Raw genomic sequence first — 19,819 nt, forward strand, 5'->3', positions numbered from 1 at the left:
TTCTCTCGGCTAGACTTGCAGGGTTTGAGGCATGTTCGCTAGGGGAAGGACCGCACCAGGGTCGTGGAACACAACTACACCGAGGAACAGCCTCAAGGCCTGGAACTCCGAGATTACCTGCACGTCCTCCATACGCACTGGCGCGGAATAGCTGTCATCACCATGCTGGTCACACTGATGGCGTTCGGCTGGACCCTGCTGCAGAAGCCAAACTACGAGGCACAGTCCACCGGCATGGTCATTGTTGCTGCGGACGCAGACATTGATGCGCTGGCCGCGGACAATCTGGCCAAGTCCAAGGCCAAGAGCTATGCCAGTGTGGCCGAATCCAGGCCGGTCGCGGAAAACGTCATCGACGGACTCGGGCTGACTGTCAGCGCGGAGGATCTGATCGCGGAAATCACCGTGGAGACCCCGCTTGATACCGCAGAGCTGCGGATCACGGCGGCCGCGCCGAGCGCCGTCGAAGCCCGGGAACTGGCCGATGCCTGGGTCGCCGCGCTGGCGGAGCAGGTGGAGGACATCGAGACGGGCGGAGATGCCGGTGCCGAGGCCGGCGTCCGGGTCACGCCGCTGGCCGAAGCCGGTCTGCCTTCCTCCCCCGCTTCCCCCAACGTTCCCCTGACGCTGGCAATCGGAGCAGTCCTGGGACTGATGCTCGGTTTGGCGTACGCGTTGATCCGCAACCATCTGGACCGGCGCATCCGCTCTGCGGAACGGTTGGAGCGCGTATTCGGCGTCTCCGTGATCGGCACGCTTCCCGAGGACAAGCGGCTGGCGGCTTCCCGAAAGGTGGTGGAAACCGGCTCCCTGGAATCCAACGGGGACAGGGCAGCACACGCCATGTCCGAGGCACTGCGCGAACTGCGCACCAATCTCACCTTCGTGGACGTGGATAATCCCCCGCGGATCATGGTCGTGACCAGCTCGGTGCCTGCCGAAGGCAAGTCCAGCGTCACCGCCAACCTGGCGGTCACGATTGCCGCCTCCGGCCACCGGGTAGTGGTGGTGGACGGCGACCTCCGGCGGCCGGTCGTCGTGGACATGTTCGGACTGGTTCCGGGTGCCGGGGTGACCGATGTGCTCAGCGGCAGCGCGGAACTTGAAGACGTGCTCCAGCTGTGGGGGCCGGCGCCCACCCTCGCGGTCCTTGGCTCGGGACGTGTGCCGCCGAATCCCAGCGAGTTGCTGGGTTCCCAGGCGATGAGCGACATGCTCCAGCGCCTCGCCGAACACGCCATCGTGCTGATTGACGCGCCGCCGCTGCTTCCGGTCACCGACGCCGCCGTCCTGTCCAAGATTGCCGATGGCTCACTGGTGGTCATCAGCGCCGGCAAGACCACCGAGGACGAAGTAGGTAAGGCGCTGGGAAACCTGCGCCGCGTGGACGCCAACCTACTCGGCGTCATCCTGAACCGCGTGCCCACCCAGGGCGCAGATGCGGCCCAGTACGGCTACTACGGCCAGTACTACCAGCAAGAAGAGGCCGCCACGGAACGCCGGCCCAGCAAGCGCCGCGGCTCCAGGGCGAAGACCGGCCCGGTCCGGCATGCCCGCGCGGCGGACGATTTCCAAGCCGTGCTCAGCGGCGACGAGCGGTCGCCCTCGCGACTGCGCTGATGGACGAGGAAGCCCCTCGCACCCAAACGGTGCGAGGGGCTTCCTCGTATCCAGGCTAGTAGGCGCCATCCTTGCCGATGACGGCCTTGACTGTTTTCATCATGATGGTCAGGTCCCCTGCAAAGGACCAGTTTTCCACGTAGTAAAGATCCAGCCTGATGCTGTCTTCCCACGAGAGATCGGACCTGCCGCTGACCTGCCACAGACCGGTCAGGCCGGGCCGCACGAGGAGCCTGCGGTGCGTGTACTGCTCGTAGCCTTCCACCTCGCGGGGCAGGGGCGGGCGGGGGCCGACCAAGGACATGTCGCCGACGAGCACGTTCCACAGCTGGGGCAGCTCGTCGAGTGAATAGCGGCGAATTAAGGCCCCGACCCTGGTGATGCGGGGGTCGCTCTTCATTTTGAACAGCACGCCGTCGTGCTCGTTCCGGGCCGAGAGCTCGTACAGGCGTTCTTCGGCGTCTGGAACCATGGAGCGGAACTTATGCATCAGGAACCGGCTGCCCCGGACGCCGACACGCTCCTGGTGGAAGAAGACCGGTCCGCTGCTGTCGATCCGGACGGCCAGCGCGATGAGCAGGATCAGCGGTGACAGGAACACCAGTGCGAGTGCGCTGACCACCACGTCCAACAGGCGCTTCCAGGCGAACTTCGACCCTTCATAGTGGGGCAGCTCGACGCTCATCAGCGGCAGGCCTTCCACCGGCCGCCAGTGAATCCGGGGACCCGCCACGTCCACCAGCTTGCTGGCCACGACCAGTGATGCTTGCGTGCCCTCGAGCTGCCAGCTGAGCTCCTTGACGTACCGCTGGCTTTCGACCGGGGCGCCGGCCACGATCACCGTGTCAAAACCCTGCTCCTTGACGAGAGCGACCACGTCCTCCGGTCCGCCCACGATGGGAACGGCCATGCCCTCCGGCAGGTCGACCGCCCGCTCGACGGCAGACCTCACCGCTGCACCGGCCAAGAGATAGCCGGACTCCGGGGTCTTAAGAACTTTCCGCGCCACATACCGGACGTCCGCCATCTCGCCGACTATGAGCGTCCGCTCCATGTATTCGCCCCGTGCGCGTTGCCGGAGCAATTCCTGCCGCCACAGACGACGGGTCAGCAACAGCAGGACCAGACCCAAGGGCAGGGCGATGGCCAGATATCCCCGTGCGATGGGGAAATCGACCAACATGGTACCGATGGCAAACACCCCGAAGGTCCCGATGGTGGCGCTGATGACGCGGCGATACTCGTCGTTGCCGATCCCCAGAGCGGGAAGCGCCCGGCTTCGCGTCATGGCCAGCGCAGAAATCCACAACGCGCCCAGTACACACGAAACAATCCAGTAAGCGCCGGCCACGCCGCTGAAATTCAGGTCGGCGTCGGTGACTCCAAAGCGGATGATCTGGGCGGCGAGCAAGGCCCCGGCGACCACCAGCATGTCCGTGACAATCAGGCGGCGCTGAACGATCCGACCCCATGACCGCAAGTGCAGTGAGCCCTCGGCAGGTTCGGCCCGGTCTTCCGGTTGCACGTCAGGTGGATCGATTAACTCCTTGATGCGCGAGCCTATTGCCATCCCCCGTTGCCTTTCATGTGTTTTAGTAACTGTCCCGCAAAAATTCGTATTATGCAGACGGATCCTTCCGTCTGGCCCACTAGGAAAGTACTGACTGCTCCACTGCGACCAGCCGGTCGACGGCCGGAACGAGTTCGCGGCCCATCTGCTGGTAGACACTGTCTTCGCGGCGGTAGGGATCCACGATGTCGTCGTCGCTGGGATCCCCGGCCCGGGTCTCAAAACGCTTCAGCGCTGCGAGGTGTGGCAGCCGTTTCCAGCGCGCCTCTACGTCCTCGGCGCTGCTGCCGCCCGGAATCTCCAAGCCGGGATCCGCCTCGACAGCATCGAGCATACGTGCCAGCTCCCGAAGAGTGAAGGTGCGCTTCAGGAGGCGGGGAGCCAGTTTGAGCACTCGGTCACGATGTTCCGTGGACATGGCGAGCACCAGCGCCGGATCCGCCAGGTGACGCTCCGTCAGGTGACGGGCAACGAAACCGTGGGAGGTGCCGCCGAAAACGTGCAGCAGCCCGGCGGCGCGGGCGTCCATCGGAGCTCCCGCCAGCGCCTGAATGCCGGCACTGCTGACCTCAAACATCCCGGGCCGGACGGCGTCGAGTTTGGTTTGAAGCAAGCGCTCCGCCAGAGGCGACCGGCAGACGTTGCCGGTGCAGACAGTCAGAATCCGGATCATCTTCGAACTCTAACCCGGTACGGCTGAGCCAAAGCCCAAGCAACGCTCCTCTGGGCGGCGACGACAATTTTTAGGTGAATCTTGAGCCATTCCTGCGTCATATTTGACCGAAAACTTCCGTTCTCGCAACGGGTCACGGCACCGCGCGTCCCCTCGCCTGCTCCGCTTGTGCTCTTGGCAGCCGCACCCCTCTCTCTGTACAAAGGAAAGACGCCGGGCCACCAGCCGGCCCGAGTCCCGAGGAGCCTGATGCCCGAACATTCCCAGACGCCCGACCACGACGAATTGCGCAGGGTGGCCGAAGAATCCTTCGGCTGGGACGTGCTCCGCGAGGGGCAGTTGGACGCCATGGCGGCGGCCGCCCGCGGTTTGGACGTCCTGGCCGTGATGCCCTCGGGTCACGGGAAGTCCGCCATCTATCAGGTTCCTGCCGTGGCGTTGCCGGGCACCGCCGTCGTGATTTCTCCGCTGATTGCGCTGCAGCACGACCAGGTGGACGCCATCAACGGCGATCTGGGCGCGCAGCGGGCCTTCGCGGTGAATTCGCACGTGAGGTCCTCCGCGGAACGGGCGGCGTGGGAGGCGGTGGCCGGCGGCGAGGCGAAGTTCCTGTTCCTGGCGCCCGAACAACTGGCCCGCGAAGAGACCCTGCGGCGGTTGGCCGAACAGGACATCTCGCTGTTGGTGGTGGACGAGGCCCACTGCATCTCGTCCTGGGGACACGATTTCCGGCCCGACTACCTGATGCTGACCTCGGTGGTGAAGCGGCTGGGACACCCGCCGGTCATCGCCCTGACGGCCACCGCGTCACCGCATACGAGGGCCGAGATCGTCGACCGGCTGGGCATGCGCGACCCGTTCATCAGTCTGCAGGGTTTCGACCGGCCGAACCTGAACCTTCAGGTCCTGCGGCATCACGAGGACGGCGGCAAGCGGCGGGCCGTGGTGGACCAGGTGGCCGAACTCGGCGGGCCGGGCCTGCTGTACACGTCCACCCGCAGGGACACCGAGTGGTACGCCGCCGAGCTGGCCGGGCGCGGTCTGCGGACGGACGCCTACCACGCAGGCCGTAAGGCCTCGGACCGGGAGGCGATCCACGAGCGTTTCCAGGAGAACGGGGTGGACGTGGTCGTGGCCACCTCCGCCTTCGGCATGGGGATCGACAAGCCGGACGTGCGGTTCGTGGTCCACGCGGACATCCCGGATTCGCTGGACAGTTACTACCAGGAGATCGGCCGCGCCGGACGGGACGGTGAGCCCGCGCGGGCGATTCTGCATTACCGCTCCGAGGACCTGGGCCTGCAGCGTTTCTTCGCCGGCGGCACCCCGGACCCGGACGAGCTCGCGGCTGTCTTCAGCGCCGTCCGGGAACACGGTCCGCTCCGGCCCGCTGCGCTGCGGGAACACACCGGCCTGTCGCAGCGGAAACAGTCCCGCCTGCTCAACTTCCTGGAGCACAGCGGCAGCGTCACCGTGAACCGCAAGGGCTACCGCGCGGTCGGCGGCGAAGACCCGGCGTCGGCGGCGGAAAAGGCAGTGGCGGAAGCCGATACGCGGCACCGCATCGACGAGTCCCGAATCGAGATGGCCCGCGGCTATGCCGAGACGGACCGCTGCCGGCGGGACTGGCTGCTGAACTACTTCGGCGAGGAGACGGACGGCTACTGCGGCAATTGCGACAACTGCGAGGCCGGGTCCGAGGCCGAGGCCGAAGCCCGGGAGGCGTCGATGCCGGCTGGTTATGAGATCCAGCGCCCGGTGAAGCACCGCGAGTGGGGGCCGGGCATCGTCATGGGCACGCAGCCCGACCGGATTACGATCCTGTTCGAATCGGTTGGGTACAAGGACATCGCCCTTTCGGCCATCGAGGCGGACGACGGCCTGTTGACCTAAACAGGCCCCGCCGGCTGGTGAGCCGGCGGGGCCTGTTTGCTGCCGGTTGTTGCTACGGCGTCGCCGGGCGGATGACGATGGTCCCCATGACGGCGTTGGCGGTGGCGCTGTCAGCGGTAGCGGTCAGGCCACCGGCCCTCGTACCGGACACCGGCCCGTTGCTGTCGGCGACCAGCCAGCTCAGGTGTCCGGCGCCCGTCCCGGCGCCGGTCTGGCGGACCGTCACACCGGCAGGTGCCGTCCAGGACGTCGTCGAAGCGGTCTTATCCGCCCAGTACGACAGCACCCAGTCACCGGCCGCGGCAGTCATCACCGGAGTGGTGTGGGTTGCCCGGCTCACGGTTTCCCGCTCGAACCCGAAGGACGCGGCACTGACCTGCGCCCCGCGGTAGGCCGAGACCGCCAGCGAACCACGAGCCCAGTCGGCGGTGCGCACCGTGACCGTCGCCCCGGCATCCTGCGCCGTGGCAACCTTCGAGTACAACACCGAGCGCATGGACGTCGTCCCTACCTCCGCAGCCAGGGTCCACCCCGCCGGCGGCGTCAGCCCGACCGTGGCCGAGTTCGCCGAGAAGGCCGCGACCAGCACGTCGCCGGCTGCTACCTGCGCCGGCATCTGGACGCTGTGGTTCATCGCCGAGCCGGTATTGGAGCTGGCCACCGAACCCACGAACGCAACCCTGGCAGACGGAGGCGGCTGCGAGGAACCCGATACGGTCACCGTCCGGGTCACCGAGGCGGTTGCACCGGTGGCGTCCGTCACCGTCAGCGTCACCCCGTAACTGCCCGCAGCGGTGAAGGTGTGCGAGAACACCTCGCCCGTAGCCGAAGGTCCGCCCGCGACCCGCCACGCATGAGCTGCGATCGTACCGTCAGGATCGGATGACCCCGACCCGTCGAAGACGCAGCTCAACCCGCTGCACTCCGCCGTGAACCACGCCACCGGCGCCTGGTTCTGCGGCGGAGCCGACGTGCTGGTTCGTGCGATAAGTGACCGGGCGGCCCAGTTGGCGCCGTCCAGGCCCGGGCCGCTGACCGCCGCGGTGGTGCCGGACACCCGGCCATCACGGCCGGCGGGTTCGGTCCAGTTCACGGCATTCAGGTTGCCGTTGGCGGAGGCCCAGTACAGGGTGTTTCCGGCCAGGAACATGCCGCTCACGTTGCGCCAGTCCACGCCGGCGGCTGCGCCGGTGATGACGTGCTGCTGGGCGCCGATGGTGCCGGTGTCCAGTTCGAAATACCGCATGTACAGGTTGGGCTGGCCCTGGACCGTGTAGTACATCCGTCCGTTGGAGTAGAACAGGCCGGTCATGCCCTGCAGCTCCTGGCCCAGATTGGCCAGTTTGTAGCTGGAGGTCTGCCGGCCGAACGTCGCCAGATCGGTCCTGTTCAGGTTCCGCAGGTTGACCTGCTCGGCCGCGCCGATCTGGGTTCCGTTGAAGGACCGCTTTTCCATGGTCCCGTTGGCCATGGCCAGGTACAGGGAACCGCCGGCCACGAAACCGCCGCGGACATTGGCCCAGTCCACGTTGCCGGAGGGCGTCCCGGTAACCGGAGTGGCCCTGCGGCCGTCGAAGTAGACCTGCTGGACCGCGCCGGTTCCCGACTTCAGGACATCCACGGGCAGCCTCGGTGCGCTTGCCGTAGCCGCCGCATAGCCGCCTGCCAGCGGGAAATGCGCGATTCTGGCCCGGTACTGGGAGTTGGCGATGCGATCGGTGTCGGATCCGACCCAGAGGCCGGTCGCCGTGGCCAGCAGGTCGAAGACTCCACGGCCGCGGTCCCGTCCGGGGTTCCACGCCAGCGCCATGCCGTTGGCAGAACTGATCACGCCAATGCCTTCGCGGACTTCAGCGCCGGGCCCCACCGCGTCACCCACGAACGGGTTGTTCGTCCAGCGGTTGTGGCCGCCGAAGTAGATGTGCGCGCCGACGTGCTCCAGGGCATAGATGCTGTCGCCGCCGACCCAGTTGACCCAGGTCGGGTCGAGCTGCTGGCCGGAGGCGGCGGTGTCCCAGCGCGCGATGCTGTCGCAGAGGCTGGGCGGGCCGGAGCCATAGCCGCCAAACGTCGAGACGGCCAGGTTTGACCCGTCCGGGGCAAAGTCCAGATCGTTCACGTAGTACGCCCGCTGGAAGTTGCAGCGGGCATCGTAGCGGTCGGTGTGCCAGTTTTGGTCCACGGAAGCCGTGGTGCCAGCGAGATTGATTTTCGCGATCTGGTTTCGATCCGCGCCGTTGACCGTGGCGAAGTGCCCGGTGATGAACATGGTGTTCCCGTCCGGGGTGGTGTCGAACTTGTGGACGAAGACGTTGATCCCGGCGTCGCCGGTGCCGGTCGCGCCGCCGACGAACTGGAAGTTCACGGTGGGCCGCAGCCCGCCGGACGAGGCATCCAGCTCGGCGAGCTTGCTGCGTTGCTGCCCGCCGATGGTGTCGAATTCACCCCCGATGAACAGCCGGTTGCCCACCAGCTTCATGTCATGCACGACCGAGTTGATCTGCCCCGGATTGAAGGCGGTGATCCGGGCGCCGTTGCTCACCGAGAGCCTGGTGACCTTCTGCACGCTGGCACCGTTTAGGGTTCCGAACTGCCCGCCGACATACACGGACTGTCCGTCCGCGGACGCCACCACGCTGCGGACCGTGCTGTTGAAGTTCGGTGCGAACGAATTACTGATCGCGCCGGTGTTCTTGTTGAACGCAACGATGCGGTTGCGGACCAGTTCGGGGCCCCCCGTGCTCGCCTGCACCCGCGTGAACGATCCGCCAAGAATGATCATGTCCCCCGCTTCCGCGATGGAGAACACGATGCCGTCGAGCACGTGCGGCGTGTAGTTGACGGGATTTGCCCGCACGACCTGGTTGTGGCTGACGTCGGCGGCCACTGCCGCGCCGGGCGTCGCCAAACCCATGCCGGCGACCAGCAATAGCCCCAAAAAGATGGATAAGAGTCTTCGCATTGTTATTCCTGTTCTCCCCCGGTTCCGCTTGCGCAGCGGAATAGCTGCGGTCCCCTCATTCGGCATCCCGGATAAACACATCCCGAGATCAAAGAAAAGACCCTAGGCTGCACCAATACTGCCGGTGATCGCAGAACCCGGAAACACTCGGCAGCCGTTTGCCGCTACCAGTTCTTCTTTCGCCCTACTCGCATTCCTCCGGACCGCTACGGGGCGAATACCCGCTCTTTCCCACCCCGGTAACGGTGTTGGGACAGACCGGGTATTTGAAACCTTTTTCTGCACGGCCAATGGCCATACGATCGGGTCAACTTTCGTTCCCGGCGCGTTGGCTCGGGGGCGGCAGCCTCGTTGTTGAGGTTCTTGGGGGGAAGAATGAAACGAACGATTGCCCATGGCTGTGCCGCGCTCGGCCTCATCCTGGCCATGTCCGCCTGCAGCAATGGCGCGGATCCCGCGGCCGGCAACCCGCCCTCGGCGGACGGGAGGACAAGCGGGGCTCCGGCCAAAGGAACCCGGTCCGGCGTCGGCAACGAAAAGGGGGCCACGGCGACTCCGTCACCCTCGGCCACGTCGGATGGCGCCAAGAAGAAAGCTCCTGACGCGGCCGTCAAGAAGGACAAGCCTGGCGCGGCCAGCCAGAAGGATCCACTGGCGGAACTCGACCTCAACCAACACGGCAACCTGCCCGCCGAGGTCGGCGAGGCGGGAGTGCTCGGCGAACCGACCGGAAAGAAGTTTGCCGAAATGGAGGCCAGCGAGATCCAGGCCGATTTCACCTGCACGGCGGACTCCGCGCTGCCGAGCATCAACGGGCAATTCGTCGCCATTAATTTCTCGGTGAAGGCCCACCCCGAGCTGCCGGAATCCGGCTGGCCCTATTTCGCCATGTCCGTGCACGACTTTCGCGCCTGGGACGGCGAGGGCGAACAGGTAGTGGATCCAGTCGGCAACAGCGCGGGCTGTGTGCCCGAGGCCGAACTGCTTCCCAATCCGGTGAATCCCGGCGGCGACGCCGAGGGGCTGATCATCCTGGATGTGCCAAAGGGCAATGGCTCGGCGTCGTTCCGGATGGGCGGCTTCGAGGGCGCCTACGGCTGGGAATGGTCCTGGTAAGTAACGGCACAGGGGGCAGCGTGATGTTGGGGGCAAACCGGGTGGCGCTGCATGCGTGGCCCTTCGTGGTGTTCTTTGCCGGGTTTCCGGTGTGGTGGCTCCTGGGGTTCGGGGTGCTGGGGTTCCTGCTGATGGCGGCACCCCTGGGCTACCACCTGCTGCGCAGGCGTGCGGTGCTGCTCCCGCACGGTTTCGGGATCTGGTGGTTGTTCCTGGCGGTAGCCGCCATCGGCGCCGTCGTGCTCTGGATTCCCGTCCCGGGGCTGCTGCCCGAAGAAGGACCCGAGCGCCTCCTGCCGTGGGCCTACCGGATGGCGTGGTTCGTGGCGGTGACCATCGTCATGCTGTACATTGGCAACACCTCCGAGCGGGAACTTCCGCGCAGGCGGATCGTGCTGCTGATGGCGTGGATGTTCGTCATCACGGTTGCCGGCGGATACGCCGGACAGTTCCTGTCGCGGCTGGACTTCCCGTCCCTGCTGGAGGCGGCCCTGCCGGCCCAGCTTGCCTCGAACGCATTCCTGAACGGCTTGATCCACCCCGGCCTGGCCCAAGTGCAGGGCATTCTGGGATTCGATAACCCGCGGCCGAAGGCGCCGTTCGAGTATGCGAATTCCTGGGGCGCAAACTTCGGCATGTTCCTGCCGTTCTTTATGCTCTCCTACGCCTATGTGCGGAACTGGTGGCAACGCGCGCTCTGGGCCGCGGTATTGGTGGCTTCGGTGCCGCCGGTTATTTTCTCGCTCAACCGCGCACTGTGGCTAGGTCTTGCCGTCCTGGCCCTGGCGGCCGGCATTAGGATGGCCCTGCGCGGCAAAGTGCTGGTTCTCATAGCCATGGCCGCCGCTTTCGTCACCGCTTTGATGACGGTACTGCTGACTCCTTTGGGCTACCTGGTGCAGGCGCGGCTGGAAAATCCGCACAGCAACCAGGGCAGGTTCAATCTGGCCAGGCGAAGTATTTCCACGATGCTGGAAGATTCCCCCGTCATCGGTTTCGGCGCCCCGCGGACCCAACAAAACAACTTCTACTCCATCGCAGCCGGCGCTACCGCCGATTGCAGCCAATGCTCACCGCCCCAGCTGGGCACCCAGGGCGCACTCTGGTACCTCATCTTCTGCACCGGCGTACTCGGTACGCTCTTCTTCCTGTGGTTCGTTGTCCGGAGGTATCTGCCGGCGCTGCGGACGCGGGACCGGGAGTCGGCCGCCATGCTCTACGTCTTCCTCTTTTTCTTCTGCGTGCTGCCGTTCTACGACACCATCGCCGCCCCGCTGATGACGCTGATGATAGGCGTCGGCTTGCTGTGGCGGCGGGAACTGGAGCAGCATCCGCCCCACCCCGGGGCGAGCCACCGGAAGCAGCGATTGAAGGAGCCGGTCTCATGAAGACGATCAGCAACAGCCCGCCCCTAGAGGACCTGATGGCCACCGTGGAGCGACTGTTCCCGGATTCACGCGTCAGCGCCGGCCCCGCCGGCCCCGGACGGCATGCCTTCCGCCTGGTGCCCGGACCGCGACGGCCGCGCCTGCTGGTCCCGGCCCGCTGCGGGGCGGCGGCGGCAGATGCCGTCGACCGGCCCAGCGCCAACGACTCGTTCGGCCGTTCGGCCCAGCGGTGGCTGCTCGCCAAGCTGCTGGCGTCGCCGGTGGGCGGGGCGCTGATGCCGCACGGGCTGAACGTCACTCCCGGGTCCGGCTCCATCAGCGACTACTTGGCCGACGTCGTGGGCGCCCCGGTGATGCTGTCCCTCTCCGTAGGCTCGGCGAGGGCGAACCGGAAGCCGGTCCTGAACGTCCACACGGCAGAGGGGCGGGAAATCGGGTTCGCCAAGGTGGGGCTTAACGACTTGACGAACGCGCTGGTGGACCATGAGCACAGCACGCTGCTGGCCCTGGCCCGTCATCGGCCGACTGCCTTTGCTGTACCGGAGGTGATTCACCACGGCAATTGGCGCGGCAACGCCGTCCTGCTGATGACCGCGCTGCGCCCCGACAGGCGCCGCGTGCAGAACGGGGTCCCGCTGGAGGCGGCGGCGGCGATCGCCGCGACCGGCACCATCCGCTCCGGCGCCGTGGAGTCGGGGTCCTGGTTCACCCAGCTGCGGCGGCAACTGACGACGCTGCACGGCACGGGCGAGAGCGTGCTGCCGGAGCTGGCCGAGGCCTACGGCGAGCGCTTCGCCGGCTTGGACGTTCCCTTTGGCGCGTGGCACGGCGACTTCGGCGCCTGGAACCTGGCTGCCACCGCCGGGCCACCCCTGGTCTGGGACTGGGAACGGTACGCCCGGGACGTCCCGTTGGGCAGCGACGTGGTCCATTACCTGGCCCACCCGGCCTTGCGGGCGGTGGACGATCTGGCCGCCGCACGCCGATCTTTGGGTTCCGGCTGCCGCCCGGTGCTGGCCCAAGCAATCTGCCGCAGCGCGGGACGGGACGCCGCCCGCGACCCGGCGGTACTGGACGCGCTGGTACTGGGCTACCTGCTGACGATGACCGCCCGGTTCACCCTCGACAGCCTGACCGGGGACGGGTCCGCAGTCCGCCCCTTGGCGCGCTGGCATCAGCGGGTGCTGGCAGACCGGCTGGAGCATCCCGCCCTCATCACCTTCGGCAAGAAATGAGAGATCGATGACCTTGACCGAACGGCTAAGCAGTCCCGCCCGCGCTGCGGCCCGCACGGCGGCCACGTCGGTGGGCCAGCTCAGCGCCGATTTCCGGATGCGTCCATCATTCTTGATCGCCGGCGCCCAACGTTGCGCCACCACCAGCCTGTTCCGCATGGTGGCCCAGCACCCCCAGGTGCGTCCGCCGCTGTTGAACAAGGGCATTCACTTCTTCGACACGGCGGACCGGTTCCGGCGCGGGACGCGGTTCTACGCCGGGCATTTTCCCCTGCGCCGCGGGCGCGGGCGGGAGATCACCGGCGAAGCCAGCCCGTACTACCTGTTCCACCCCTTGGCGCCCGGGCGGATCGCGCAGGTGCTTGGACCGGTGAAAATTATCGTACTGCTCCGCGACCCGGCCGAGCGGGCGTTCTCCGCCTACAAGCAAGAGTACGGCCGGGGATTCGAGGCCCTCGGTTTCGCCGAAGCGCTGGCAGCCGAACCGGGGCGCCTGGCCGGTGAAGAAGAACGGATCGTCGCCGACCCGGGCTATCAGTCGTTCGCGCACCAGCACCACGCCTACCGCGCCCGCGGCCGGTATGCGGCACAGCTGGAACGCATGTTCGACGCCGTCGGGCGGGAGCACGTACTGGTGCTGGACGCCGACGACTTTTTCCAGCCGGGGCTGCCGCAGTGGGGCCGGTTGCTGGAGCATCTGGGGCTGCCCGAGGGGCGCCCGCCCACGACTGTGCGTTCCAATTCCCGTCCCAGCCAGCCGATGCCGGAGCGGTTGCGCCGCCGACTCCGCGACGATTTCGCCGACGACGACGAACGGCTCGCCCGGCTGCTGGGCTTCACTCCCAGCTGGCGCAGATAGCAGTGGCCGAGATGAAGCTTCAGGGCAGACCCCCGCATCGGCAGGCACCGGGCCGGCAGCCGGACGGTGGACATGGATCAAAATACCGCGGCCTGATACGCGCCAACTGGAGGGCCGGCAGCGCCGTGCTTGCCGCCACGCTGGCGGCCGGGTTGGGACTCCATCTGGCCAAGGAACCCGAATACACCGCCCGCACCGACGTCGTGGTCGTGGCGGTCTCGGACCTGGCCCTCAGCGATGCCCTCGTGGTGGATGTTTCCATCGACTCGGCCGTACAGTTACTGCTCTCCGATCGGGTCTTGGGGCGGACTGCCCGCAGCCTGGACTACCCGGGAGGTGCTGCCGCGCTGCTGGATGACGTCACGGTGTCGCCCGTGGTCAACTCGCGGATCCTCCAGCTCTACGTCTCGGCGCCCGAGGCGCGGACTGCGTACCGTGCGGTTGCCGCACTGTCCGAAAACTTTCTTGAGGTGCGCAGCGAATCGCTCGCGGCGACCACTCGGGACCGGGCGGAAACAATCGCCGCCCAGAAGCGGGTCATCGAACGCAGCATGCGGGACCGGTCGATCACGGCCGCTTCGAACGTCGCTGTCCGGGGCAACACGCTCAGCCGCCAACACGCGCAACTTGAGGCAGAACTGACTGCCCTGAGCGTCCACGACCCGGAACCCGGCTATATCTCCCGGCCGGCCCTGTTGCCCGACCGCAGCAAGCGCCTGGGGCTTTCCACCGCGATCGGGTCCAGCCTGGCGGCCGGTCTGGCCCTGGCCGCGGCCGTGGCCGCACGCAGCCAACGCCGGCACGAACAGCGGTCCCGGCCGCATGAGGGAAGGACATCATGAACACACCTACCGGGCTGCGGGTCGATGCAGCCGTCGACGTCATCATCGCCACGCACAACCGACCGGAACTGCTCCGCCAGGCGATCGGCAGCGTCATCGCCCAGGATTATCCCGGTGACATCCGCGTGACCGTGGTCCACGACCGTTGCGCTGAGGACCCGGCCCTGGCCAGCACCGAACCCCGTCGCCACGTCAGGGTCATGTCCAACCGGCGCACTCCAGGCTTGGCCGGCTCACGCAACACCGGCCTGCTCGCCGCGGACGCACCGTTGGTGGCGTTTTGCGACGACGACGACGCCTGGCGCCCGGACAAACTGAGGCAGCAGGTTCAGACCATGGTCGAGCGGGCCGCCACGGCCTGTGTAACCGGCATCGAAGTCCATTACGGGGACAAACGGTTGGTCCGCATGCCAAACGTCCGGGAGATCACGGCCGGTCAGCTCACCGGCAGCAGGTTGACCGGGGCACATCCGTCGACCTATCTCCTGCTGCGCGAGCACCTCCTCGAGAGAGTCGGGCTGGTGGACGAGGACCTGCCGTATGGCTACGGCGAGGACTACGACCTGCTGCTGCGCGCCGCCCAGCACGGCAAGGTGGCGGTGCTCGGGCAGGTGGGAGCCGACGTCCTGTGGCACCCCGACGGTTCATATTTTTCCCGCCGCTGGGACGCGATGGCGGACGGCTTGGAGTATCTGATGGCCAAACACCCGGCGATCGTGGCAGACCGCCGCGGCCGGGCATGGATGCAGGGGCAGAGGGCCTTCGCGCTGGCCGCGCAGGGGAACCGCAGGGATGCCCTGCGCACGGCGGCCGGTTCATTGGCCGGCAGCCTGCTGGAACCGCGGGCCTACCTTGCGCTGGCGCTGGTGCTGAAGCTGGTCAAGGCGCCGGCGGTGGTCCGGGCACTCAACGCCCGCGGCCGCGGGATTTGAGGATCGTGCTGGTGCGCGCCGCGGCATAGGCGGCGCGCAGCGGGGCGCTGAGCACACCGGCGATCCGCCGGTCCCGGACCGGCATCTGCCGCCGCCAGGCCTCATCCAGTCGGATCGGCAGCGCGCCGGTGCGGAAGCGCATCGGGTTGCCGGCCACCGTGTGGTGGGCAGCGAGCTGCACCTCTCCCGGCGTGATGCGCTCCATGTCCGCGCCAGGATTTACGCCGGCGAATCGGAGGACATCCTGAACTGTTTCGCGAGGCTTGGCCATGAAATCCTCATAGTGGACCGTCATGACCGGAACCCGCAGCAGCGTGAGGGCGTGGAAAAGGACCCCGTAAAGGGTCCAGCGGGTGACCGCGGCCGCCGTCGAGTACCGGGGCATGAGCGCATCCGCGCCGGTGCTCTCGGGACGCCTCACGGTCTTGGCCCATGAGTACGCCACCCCGCGCGGGTCACGGACCACCAGCACGCACCGGAGCCGGATATTGGCGGCCCGAAGCAAGTATGCATAGGCGGGATGTTTGCTGGAGTCGATGATGAGACGGGCACCGCTGACCTGGGCAATCGCCCCGTACAGCGAGTCGAGCCGATGCAGGAGGCGTTCCCTGGGCTTCCTGTGTCCGGGCAACTGTAACCCGGAGGCCAGTTCCGGCAGGAAGCGGTTCCGCACGACCGCGAAGCGGTCCTGGATTGCCCGACCGGAGTCCACCCGCGTCCAGCCGCCGTAGGCAGCCTCGCCTACCTGCTGCCAGAACCCGCACTCGCTGAACGGCAGGCCGCAGCCGCAGAGTTCGTCGTCGCGCAGCCCCCGCTCCCAGAGGTGGAGCACTTCGCCCACGCCGACGGCATCCGGGCATTCCGCCAGGCAACGTTCCAGCAGGGTGGACCCGCTGCGGCCGAATCCGCCGAGCATCAGGACCGCCGGACGTTGCCGCCGTTGCAGCGCGCCGGCGTGCTTCCCCCGCGTAGCGGGCTCCGTGCGGGGCGCTCCGGCGCCCCCCGGCTTTGCCGCGTCAGCCGTCCGCGGCCTAACGGCCGGTCGACCGCTTGGCATGTTGATCCCCATCACGACTCCCCCATGGCTGGAAGCCGTTCCCCCGCGGCACGGGAATGCACCGTCCGTTCGCCCCCAGATTGCCCATACTCACCGGGGCACGGATTCCTGTCAAGGATTTCGGGAAAACCAAGGAGCTCTTGATGAAAGCGTTAATTTTTGCCGCCGCGGGCTATTCCGCACTCTGTGGTTGTGTGCAAGACTGGGCCACACGCATCGCTTGGGGGCAGGTGGCGGGCGCTTTGTGGGGAAAACTTTGGGGATGCCGGAGGCGAAAGCCTGTCGGCAAAAGTTGGGGGTTTGATCATGGACGATTCATCGGCGCGCCCAGCATTCTTTGGCCGTTCCATGCGCCGGCATTGGCTGTTGCTGCTGGCTGTGGTGCTGCTGGGGCTGCTTGGCGCCGGGGCATATGTCGCGGGCAGCGTGCCCAAATATTCATCGACCAGCGTTGTCTTCCTGGAACCGCTGGCGGGCAACCCGTTCTCGCCGGCGACGCCGCCCACGCGAAACGAGCAGCTGGCCGCGTTGACCACCGAGGCCGGGTTGGTCCACACGCAGGCCGTGGTTGAACTCGCCAGGGAATCGGTCGGCGACGCGCTCGGCGACGACGCCGGGCAGCTCATCGCCACGGAGGTGCCGTCCAATTCACAGGTAGTGCACATCACCTACACCGCCGACTCACCGGCTCAGGCCCGGACCGTGGCCGGGGCGTTGGCCGAGGCCTACCTGCAGTACCGCAGCGAGCGGGCCGCTGACGTGCTGGAGGCCCGGTCGGCGATGCACGACGAGCAGATCGCGTCTGCGACGCAACTGCTAAACCAGGCCTCCGCCGCCCTGAACACCGCGCGGACCGCAGAAAAACCAGACCAAGCAGCCGTCCTGGATCTCGAGCAGCAGGTCTCCCTGTACGCCAACCAACTGGCGGAGATAAGGCTCGAGGCTTCGGACGCGCAGGCGGGATCCTTGGACCCCGGAGACATTATCGACCCGGCCAGCCTTCCCACCGTGCCTGACGGCGTGGACCCGCTGCTGATTGCCGGGGGGATAGTCCTCCTGGCCGTGGCAACGGGCATCGGGCTCGCTATGTGGCGCGAGCACCTTCATCAGCGGATTCTTGACGGACCGGATCTGGTTGCCGCAGGAATAGGCCCGGTGCTCGGCACGGTGGAACCCCTCGCGGCAGAGGGTAATGCGGAGGCCGCCCTGGACGACTATCGCCGGCTGAGCAACGCGTTGCAGCGGGTGACGTTCCTGCCGAACAACACTGTTCTGCTGGCCGGTCTCACGGAAGGAACGGCGGCGCGGCAGGTCTCCGAAGGGCTGGCGCAGGCGTTCGAGGAGGCCGGTCTCCGCACCGTGGTCGTGATGGCGGACGGCACGGCACTGATCGATGGCAAGCGGGCCGCTTCCGCCCACGGTGGCGGCTCGGCAAGAAATGGCCTGAGCGAGCTCCTGAATGGCCAACTTCCGCCCACCGAGGCCCGGACGCTGCTGGTGCAGGTCTCCGAGCACGTGTCTGTGCTGGAAACGGGGCGGGAGCCGCAGCGCCTGTCGGCTCTGGTCCAGCACCGTGCCCTGGCCACGGTGCTGGCCACGCTGCAGGACGCCTCGGATTTGGTGCTCGTTGTTGGACCGGCGGTCGACTCGGCCACCGGCGGCTCGCTGATGCGCGCTTGCCGTGAGGCGGTGTTGATCGCGGCACTGGGCCGGTCCACGGCCATGGAAGCTGCGGCTGCCCGCGAACTGCTGGGCAACGGTGGTGCCGCAATGCTTGGGTCGGTGCTCCTCCGCCGGAGTTCCCGGCGACGCAAAGCCACGCCGCCCCAGCCCTCGCTTCAGCGCCAGGAAGCTGCCGGCCCCGAACCGGTAGCGGTCGGCGGATCCGACGCCGATGGGAGCATGTCCGACGAACCAGGCACAACCGAGACCGGTGAGCGGTCCCGGCCGCTCTCCCGCAGCTGACCCGGTGGCGTCATCCGTGTTCGCCAAGGGAAACGGGCCCGTCCGGCAGGATGACGACGACGGCCAGGCTGCAGTCCGCCGGATAGCACGCTCCGGCAGCGTGAACATCCTGGGCAGCGGGGTCTCTGCCGGGACGAACTTTGTGCTCATCGTCCTGATCTCCCGGCTCTGGGACCTGGAGACCGCCGGTTCCCTGTTCGCCGTGACGTCGCTGTTCCTGATTGCCTTGGCATTGTGCCAGCTCGGCGTGGACCAGGGGCTCATCCGGTTCATCGCGTGGAACAACGCCCGCGACGAGAGCAGGCACAACCGGCGGCTGGTTGTGGAGGGCCTGCTGGCCGCGCTGGCCGCCAGCCTGGTCGTGATGGCCGCCGGCATGTTGCTGGCCGGCCCACTCGGACAGTTGCTCGGTGGCGCGCCGGCGATACAGAACGTGATTGTGGTGTTCGCGGCCGCGCTGCCTATCGGCGCAACGTACGAGCTCCTGTTGGCCGTCTCACGGGGACTGGCGCACATGCGGCCGACGATCGTCGTCGAGCGCCTGCTGCGCCCCTGCCTGCAGCTTGCCTGCGTCCTGCTGGCAGGCGTCTCAGGTGCCGACGCCGTGGGGCTGGCCCTGGCGTGGACGGCACCCTACCTGCTGGGCCTGGTTCTGGCGGCGGCCGGGCTGCTGCGGATCCTGCGGGTGACGCCGGGCTTGCTGACCGGCGCCCCGTCGGGAACGGCCGTCGTCGACCACCCCGTCGAGGCCAACGCAGCACGCGCCGCGTTTTGGAAGTTTACCGTCCCCCGCGGCCTGGCCCGGCTGGCGCAGGTCGGGCTGCAGCGTGCGGACATCGCGCTGGTAACGGTGCTCGCCGGTCCATCCGCCGCCGCACTGTACACCGCGGTGACGCGATTTTTGGTCATGGGCCAGATGGCCACCAGCGCGATGCAACAGGTCAGTGAACCGCAGCTGGCGCGGCTCCTGGCGCGCGGACAACTGGACCAGGCCAAGATGGTGGCACGGAAGATGACCCTGTGGGCGGTGATGTTGACCTGGCCGGTGTACCTCTTGATCATCGCGTATGCCGAATGGCTCCTGGAGCTGTTGTTCGGTTCGTCCTTCGCCGTCGCGGCCGGAAGCCTGCAAGTGCTGGCCTGCGCCATGCTCATCGGCGCGGCCATGGGTCCGCTGGACGTGTTGCTGTTGATGGCCGGCCGGAGCAGCCTGTCGCTGATCAACATCTCGCTCGCGCTGGCTGCCGATGTGGTGCTCTGCCTGTTGCTGGTCCCGGTGCTTGGAATCTTCGGTGCGGCGGCAGCGTGGGCCTCGGCGATCGTGCTCAAGAATGTGCTGTGCCTGATCCAGGTGCACCGGACGCTGCACCTGGTGCCGACCTCGCGGGAGGTCGTGGTGATGGCTGCCTTCCTGCTGCTGGTCTTCGGTGCGGCCCCGTGGCTGGCCGCACATCTGCTGGTCTGGCCGACGGCGGCCCAGGTGGCGGTGCTGGCGGCAGCCGCGGTGCTTTATGCGGCGGCGGTCTGGCGGCGCCGGGCGTCCCTGCTGAACGGGACGCGGCTGCGGGAAGTTCCGGAGGCCCCTGCCGGACCGGCCGGCACTCCCGCGGGCGGCCGGAGCGGCCCGGTCAGCCCGGTCAGCCCGGTCAGCCCGGCGGAGGCTGCCACTCATCCGTTGTGAATGCCCACGCCGGAGGAGGATTGCAG

General features: G+C 67.4%; 14 protein-coding genes. 10 read left to right on the forward strand and 4 right to left on the reverse strand.

Translation table 11 applies throughout. The features are described from left to right. Positions 1-63: 63 nt before the first annotated feature. The gene (locus AC5RUP_RS13510) at positions 64-1,620 is read left to right on the forward strand and encodes a tyrosine-protein kinase domain-containing protein (RefSeq protein ID WP_494153746.1); all 1,557 of its coding nucleotides are present in this window, start codon (positions 64-66) and stop codon (positions 1,618-1,620) included. Between the two features lie 55 nt (positions 1,621-1,675). Here the strand turns inward: AC5RUP_RS13510 and AC5RUP_RS13515 are convergent, their stop codons facing one another. Further along, positions 1,676-3,190, reverse strand: coding sequence for a sugar transferase (locus AC5RUP_RS13515; protein WP_494153747.1), 1,515 nt, complete (start codon positions 3,188-3,190; stop codon positions 1,676-1,678). A 79-nt stretch (positions 3,191-3,269) separates the two neighbouring features. Continuing rightward, positions 3,270-3,863, reverse strand: a complete 594-nt coding sequence (locus tag AC5RUP_RS13520; RefSeq protein WP_494153748.1) for an arsenate reductase/protein-tyrosine-phosphatase family protein — start codon at positions 3,861-3,863, stop codon at positions 3,270-3,272. Positions 3,864-4,112: 249 nt separating this feature from the next. Between AC5RUP_RS13520 and AC5RUP_RS13525 the strand changes: the two genes are divergently transcribed. Beyond that, the gene (locus AC5RUP_RS13525; protein WP_494153749.1) at positions 4,113-5,756 is read left to right on the forward strand and encodes a RecQ family ATP-dependent DNA helicase; all 1,644 of its coding nucleotides are present in this window, start codon (positions 4,113-4,115) and stop codon (positions 5,754-5,756) included. 52 nt (positions 5,757-5,808) lie between these two features. Here the strand turns inward: AC5RUP_RS13525 and AC5RUP_RS13530 are convergent, their stop codons facing one another. Then, entirely contained in the window at positions 5,809-8,718 is a 2,910-nt protein-coding gene (locus AC5RUP_RS13530) for a PKD domain-containing protein (protein ID WP_494153750.1), read from the reverse strand. 375 nt (positions 8,719-9,093) lie between these two features. Here AC5RUP_RS13530 and AC5RUP_RS13535 point away from each other — a divergent pair, with 375 nt between their 5' ends. The 6 genes from AC5RUP_RS13535 to AC5RUP_RS13560 all read left to right on the forward strand — a co-directional run bounded on the left by AC5RUP_RS13535 (position 9,094) and on the right by AC5RUP_RS13560 (position 15,090). Continuing rightward, a complete protein-coding gene (locus AC5RUP_RS13535) occupies positions 9,094-9,834 on the forward strand; it encodes a hypothetical protein (protein WP_494153751.1) in 741 nt (246 codons plus the stop codon). 23 nt (positions 9,835-9,857) lie between these two features. After that, entirely contained in the window at positions 9,858-11,222 is a 1,365-nt protein-coding gene (locus tag AC5RUP_RS13540; RefSeq protein ID WP_494153752.1) for an O-antigen ligase family protein, read from the forward strand. Further along, positions 11,219-12,457 (forward strand): hypothetical protein, encoded by a 1,239-nt coding sequence (locus tag AC5RUP_RS13545; RefSeq protein ID WP_494158649.1) that lies wholly within the window; start codon positions 11,219-11,221, stop codon positions 12,455-12,457. The genes AC5RUP_RS13540 and AC5RUP_RS13545 overlap by 4 nt, the downstream gene beginning before the upstream one ends. A 7-nt stretch (positions 12,458-12,464) precedes the next feature. Continuing rightward, the gene (locus tag AC5RUP_RS13550; protein ID WP_494154663.1) at positions 12,465-13,316 is read left to right on the forward strand and encodes a sulfotransferase family protein; all 852 of its coding nucleotides are present in this window, start codon (positions 12,465-12,467) and stop codon (positions 13,314-13,316) included. A gap of 125 nt (positions 13,317-13,441) precedes the next feature. Next, a complete protein-coding gene (locus AC5RUP_RS13555; protein WP_494154662.1) occupies positions 13,442-14,158 on the forward strand; it encodes a YveK family protein in 717 nt (238 codons plus the stop codon). After that, the gene (locus AC5RUP_RS13560; RefSeq protein ID WP_494158650.1) at positions 14,155-15,090 is read left to right on the forward strand and encodes a glycosyltransferase family 2 protein; all 936 of its coding nucleotides are present in this window, start codon (positions 14,155-14,157) and stop codon (positions 15,088-15,090) included. The genes AC5RUP_RS13555 and AC5RUP_RS13560 overlap by 4 nt, the downstream gene beginning before the upstream one ends. On the opposite strand, the gene AC5RUP_RS13565 is transcribed toward AC5RUP_RS13560, so the two are convergent. Continuing rightward, positions 15,065-16,006, reverse strand: a complete 942-nt coding sequence (locus tag AC5RUP_RS13565) for a sulfotransferase (RefSeq protein ID WP_494158651.1) — start codon at positions 16,004-16,006, stop codon at positions 15,065-15,067. The two genes, AC5RUP_RS13560 and AC5RUP_RS13565, sit on opposite strands and share 26 nt — an antisense overlap. Before the next feature lie 447 nt (positions 16,007-16,453). Between AC5RUP_RS13565 and AC5RUP_RS13570 the strand changes: the two genes are divergently transcribed. Continuing rightward, positions 16,454-18,112, forward strand: coding sequence for a GumC domain-containing protein (locus AC5RUP_RS13570; RefSeq protein ID WP_494153117.1), 1,659 nt, complete (start codon positions 16,454-16,456; stop codon positions 18,110-18,112). Between the two features lie 16 nt (positions 18,113-18,128). Beyond that, entirely contained in the window at positions 18,129-19,793 is a 1,665-nt protein-coding gene (locus tag AC5RUP_RS13575) for a lipopolysaccharide biosynthesis protein (RefSeq protein ID WP_494158652.1), read from the forward strand. Positions 19,794-19,819: the final 26 nt, after the last annotated feature.

The organism is Arthrobacter sp. Y3223151, assembly GCF_059091125.1.

Excerpts from the sequence above, each read along its gene's own strand:
- AC5RUP_RS13535 (WP_494153751.1), top strand. The coding sequence starts at position 9,094 with ATGAAACGAACGATTGCCCATGGCTGTGCCGCGCTCGGCCTCATCCTG.
- AC5RUP_RS13570 (WP_494153117.1), top strand. The coding sequence starts at position 16,454 with ATGGACGATTCATCGGCGCGCCCAGCATTCTTTGGCCGTTCCATGCGC.
- AC5RUP_RS13550 (WP_494154663.1), top strand. The coding sequence starts at position 12,465 with ATGACCTTGACCGAACGGCTAAGCAGTCCCGCCCGCGCTGCGGCCCGC.
- AC5RUP_RS13520 (WP_494153748.1), bottom strand. The coding sequence starts at position 3,863 with ATGATCCGGATTCTGACTGTCTGCACCGGCAACGTCTGCCGGTCGCCT.
- AC5RUP_RS13560 (WP_494158650.1), top strand. The coding sequence starts at position 14,155 with ATGAACACACCTACCGGGCTGCGGGTCGATGCAGCCGTCGACGTCATC.
- AC5RUP_RS13565 (WP_494158651.1), bottom strand. The coding sequence starts at position 16,006 with ATGCTCGGCGGATTCGGCCGCAGCGGGTCCACCCTGCTGGAACGTTGC.
- AC5RUP_RS13530 (WP_494153750.1), bottom strand. The coding sequence starts at position 8,718 with ATGCGAAGACTCTTATCCATCTTTTTGGGGCTATTGCTGGTCGCCGGC.
- AC5RUP_RS13525 (WP_494153749.1), top strand. The coding sequence starts at position 4,113 with ATGCCCGAACATTCCCAGACGCCCGACCACGACGAATTGCGCAGGGTG.
- AC5RUP_RS13515 (WP_494153747.1), bottom strand. The coding sequence starts at position 3,190 with ATGGCAATAGGCTCGCGCATCAAGGAGTTAATCGATCCACCTGACGTG.
- AC5RUP_RS13540 (WP_494153752.1), top strand. The coding sequence starts at position 9,858 with ATGTTGGGGGCAAACCGGGTGGCGCTGCATGCGTGGCCCTTCGTGGTG.
- AC5RUP_RS13545 (WP_494158649.1), top strand. The coding sequence starts at position 11,219 with ATGAAGACGATCAGCAACAGCCCGCCCCTAGAGGACCTGATGGCCACC.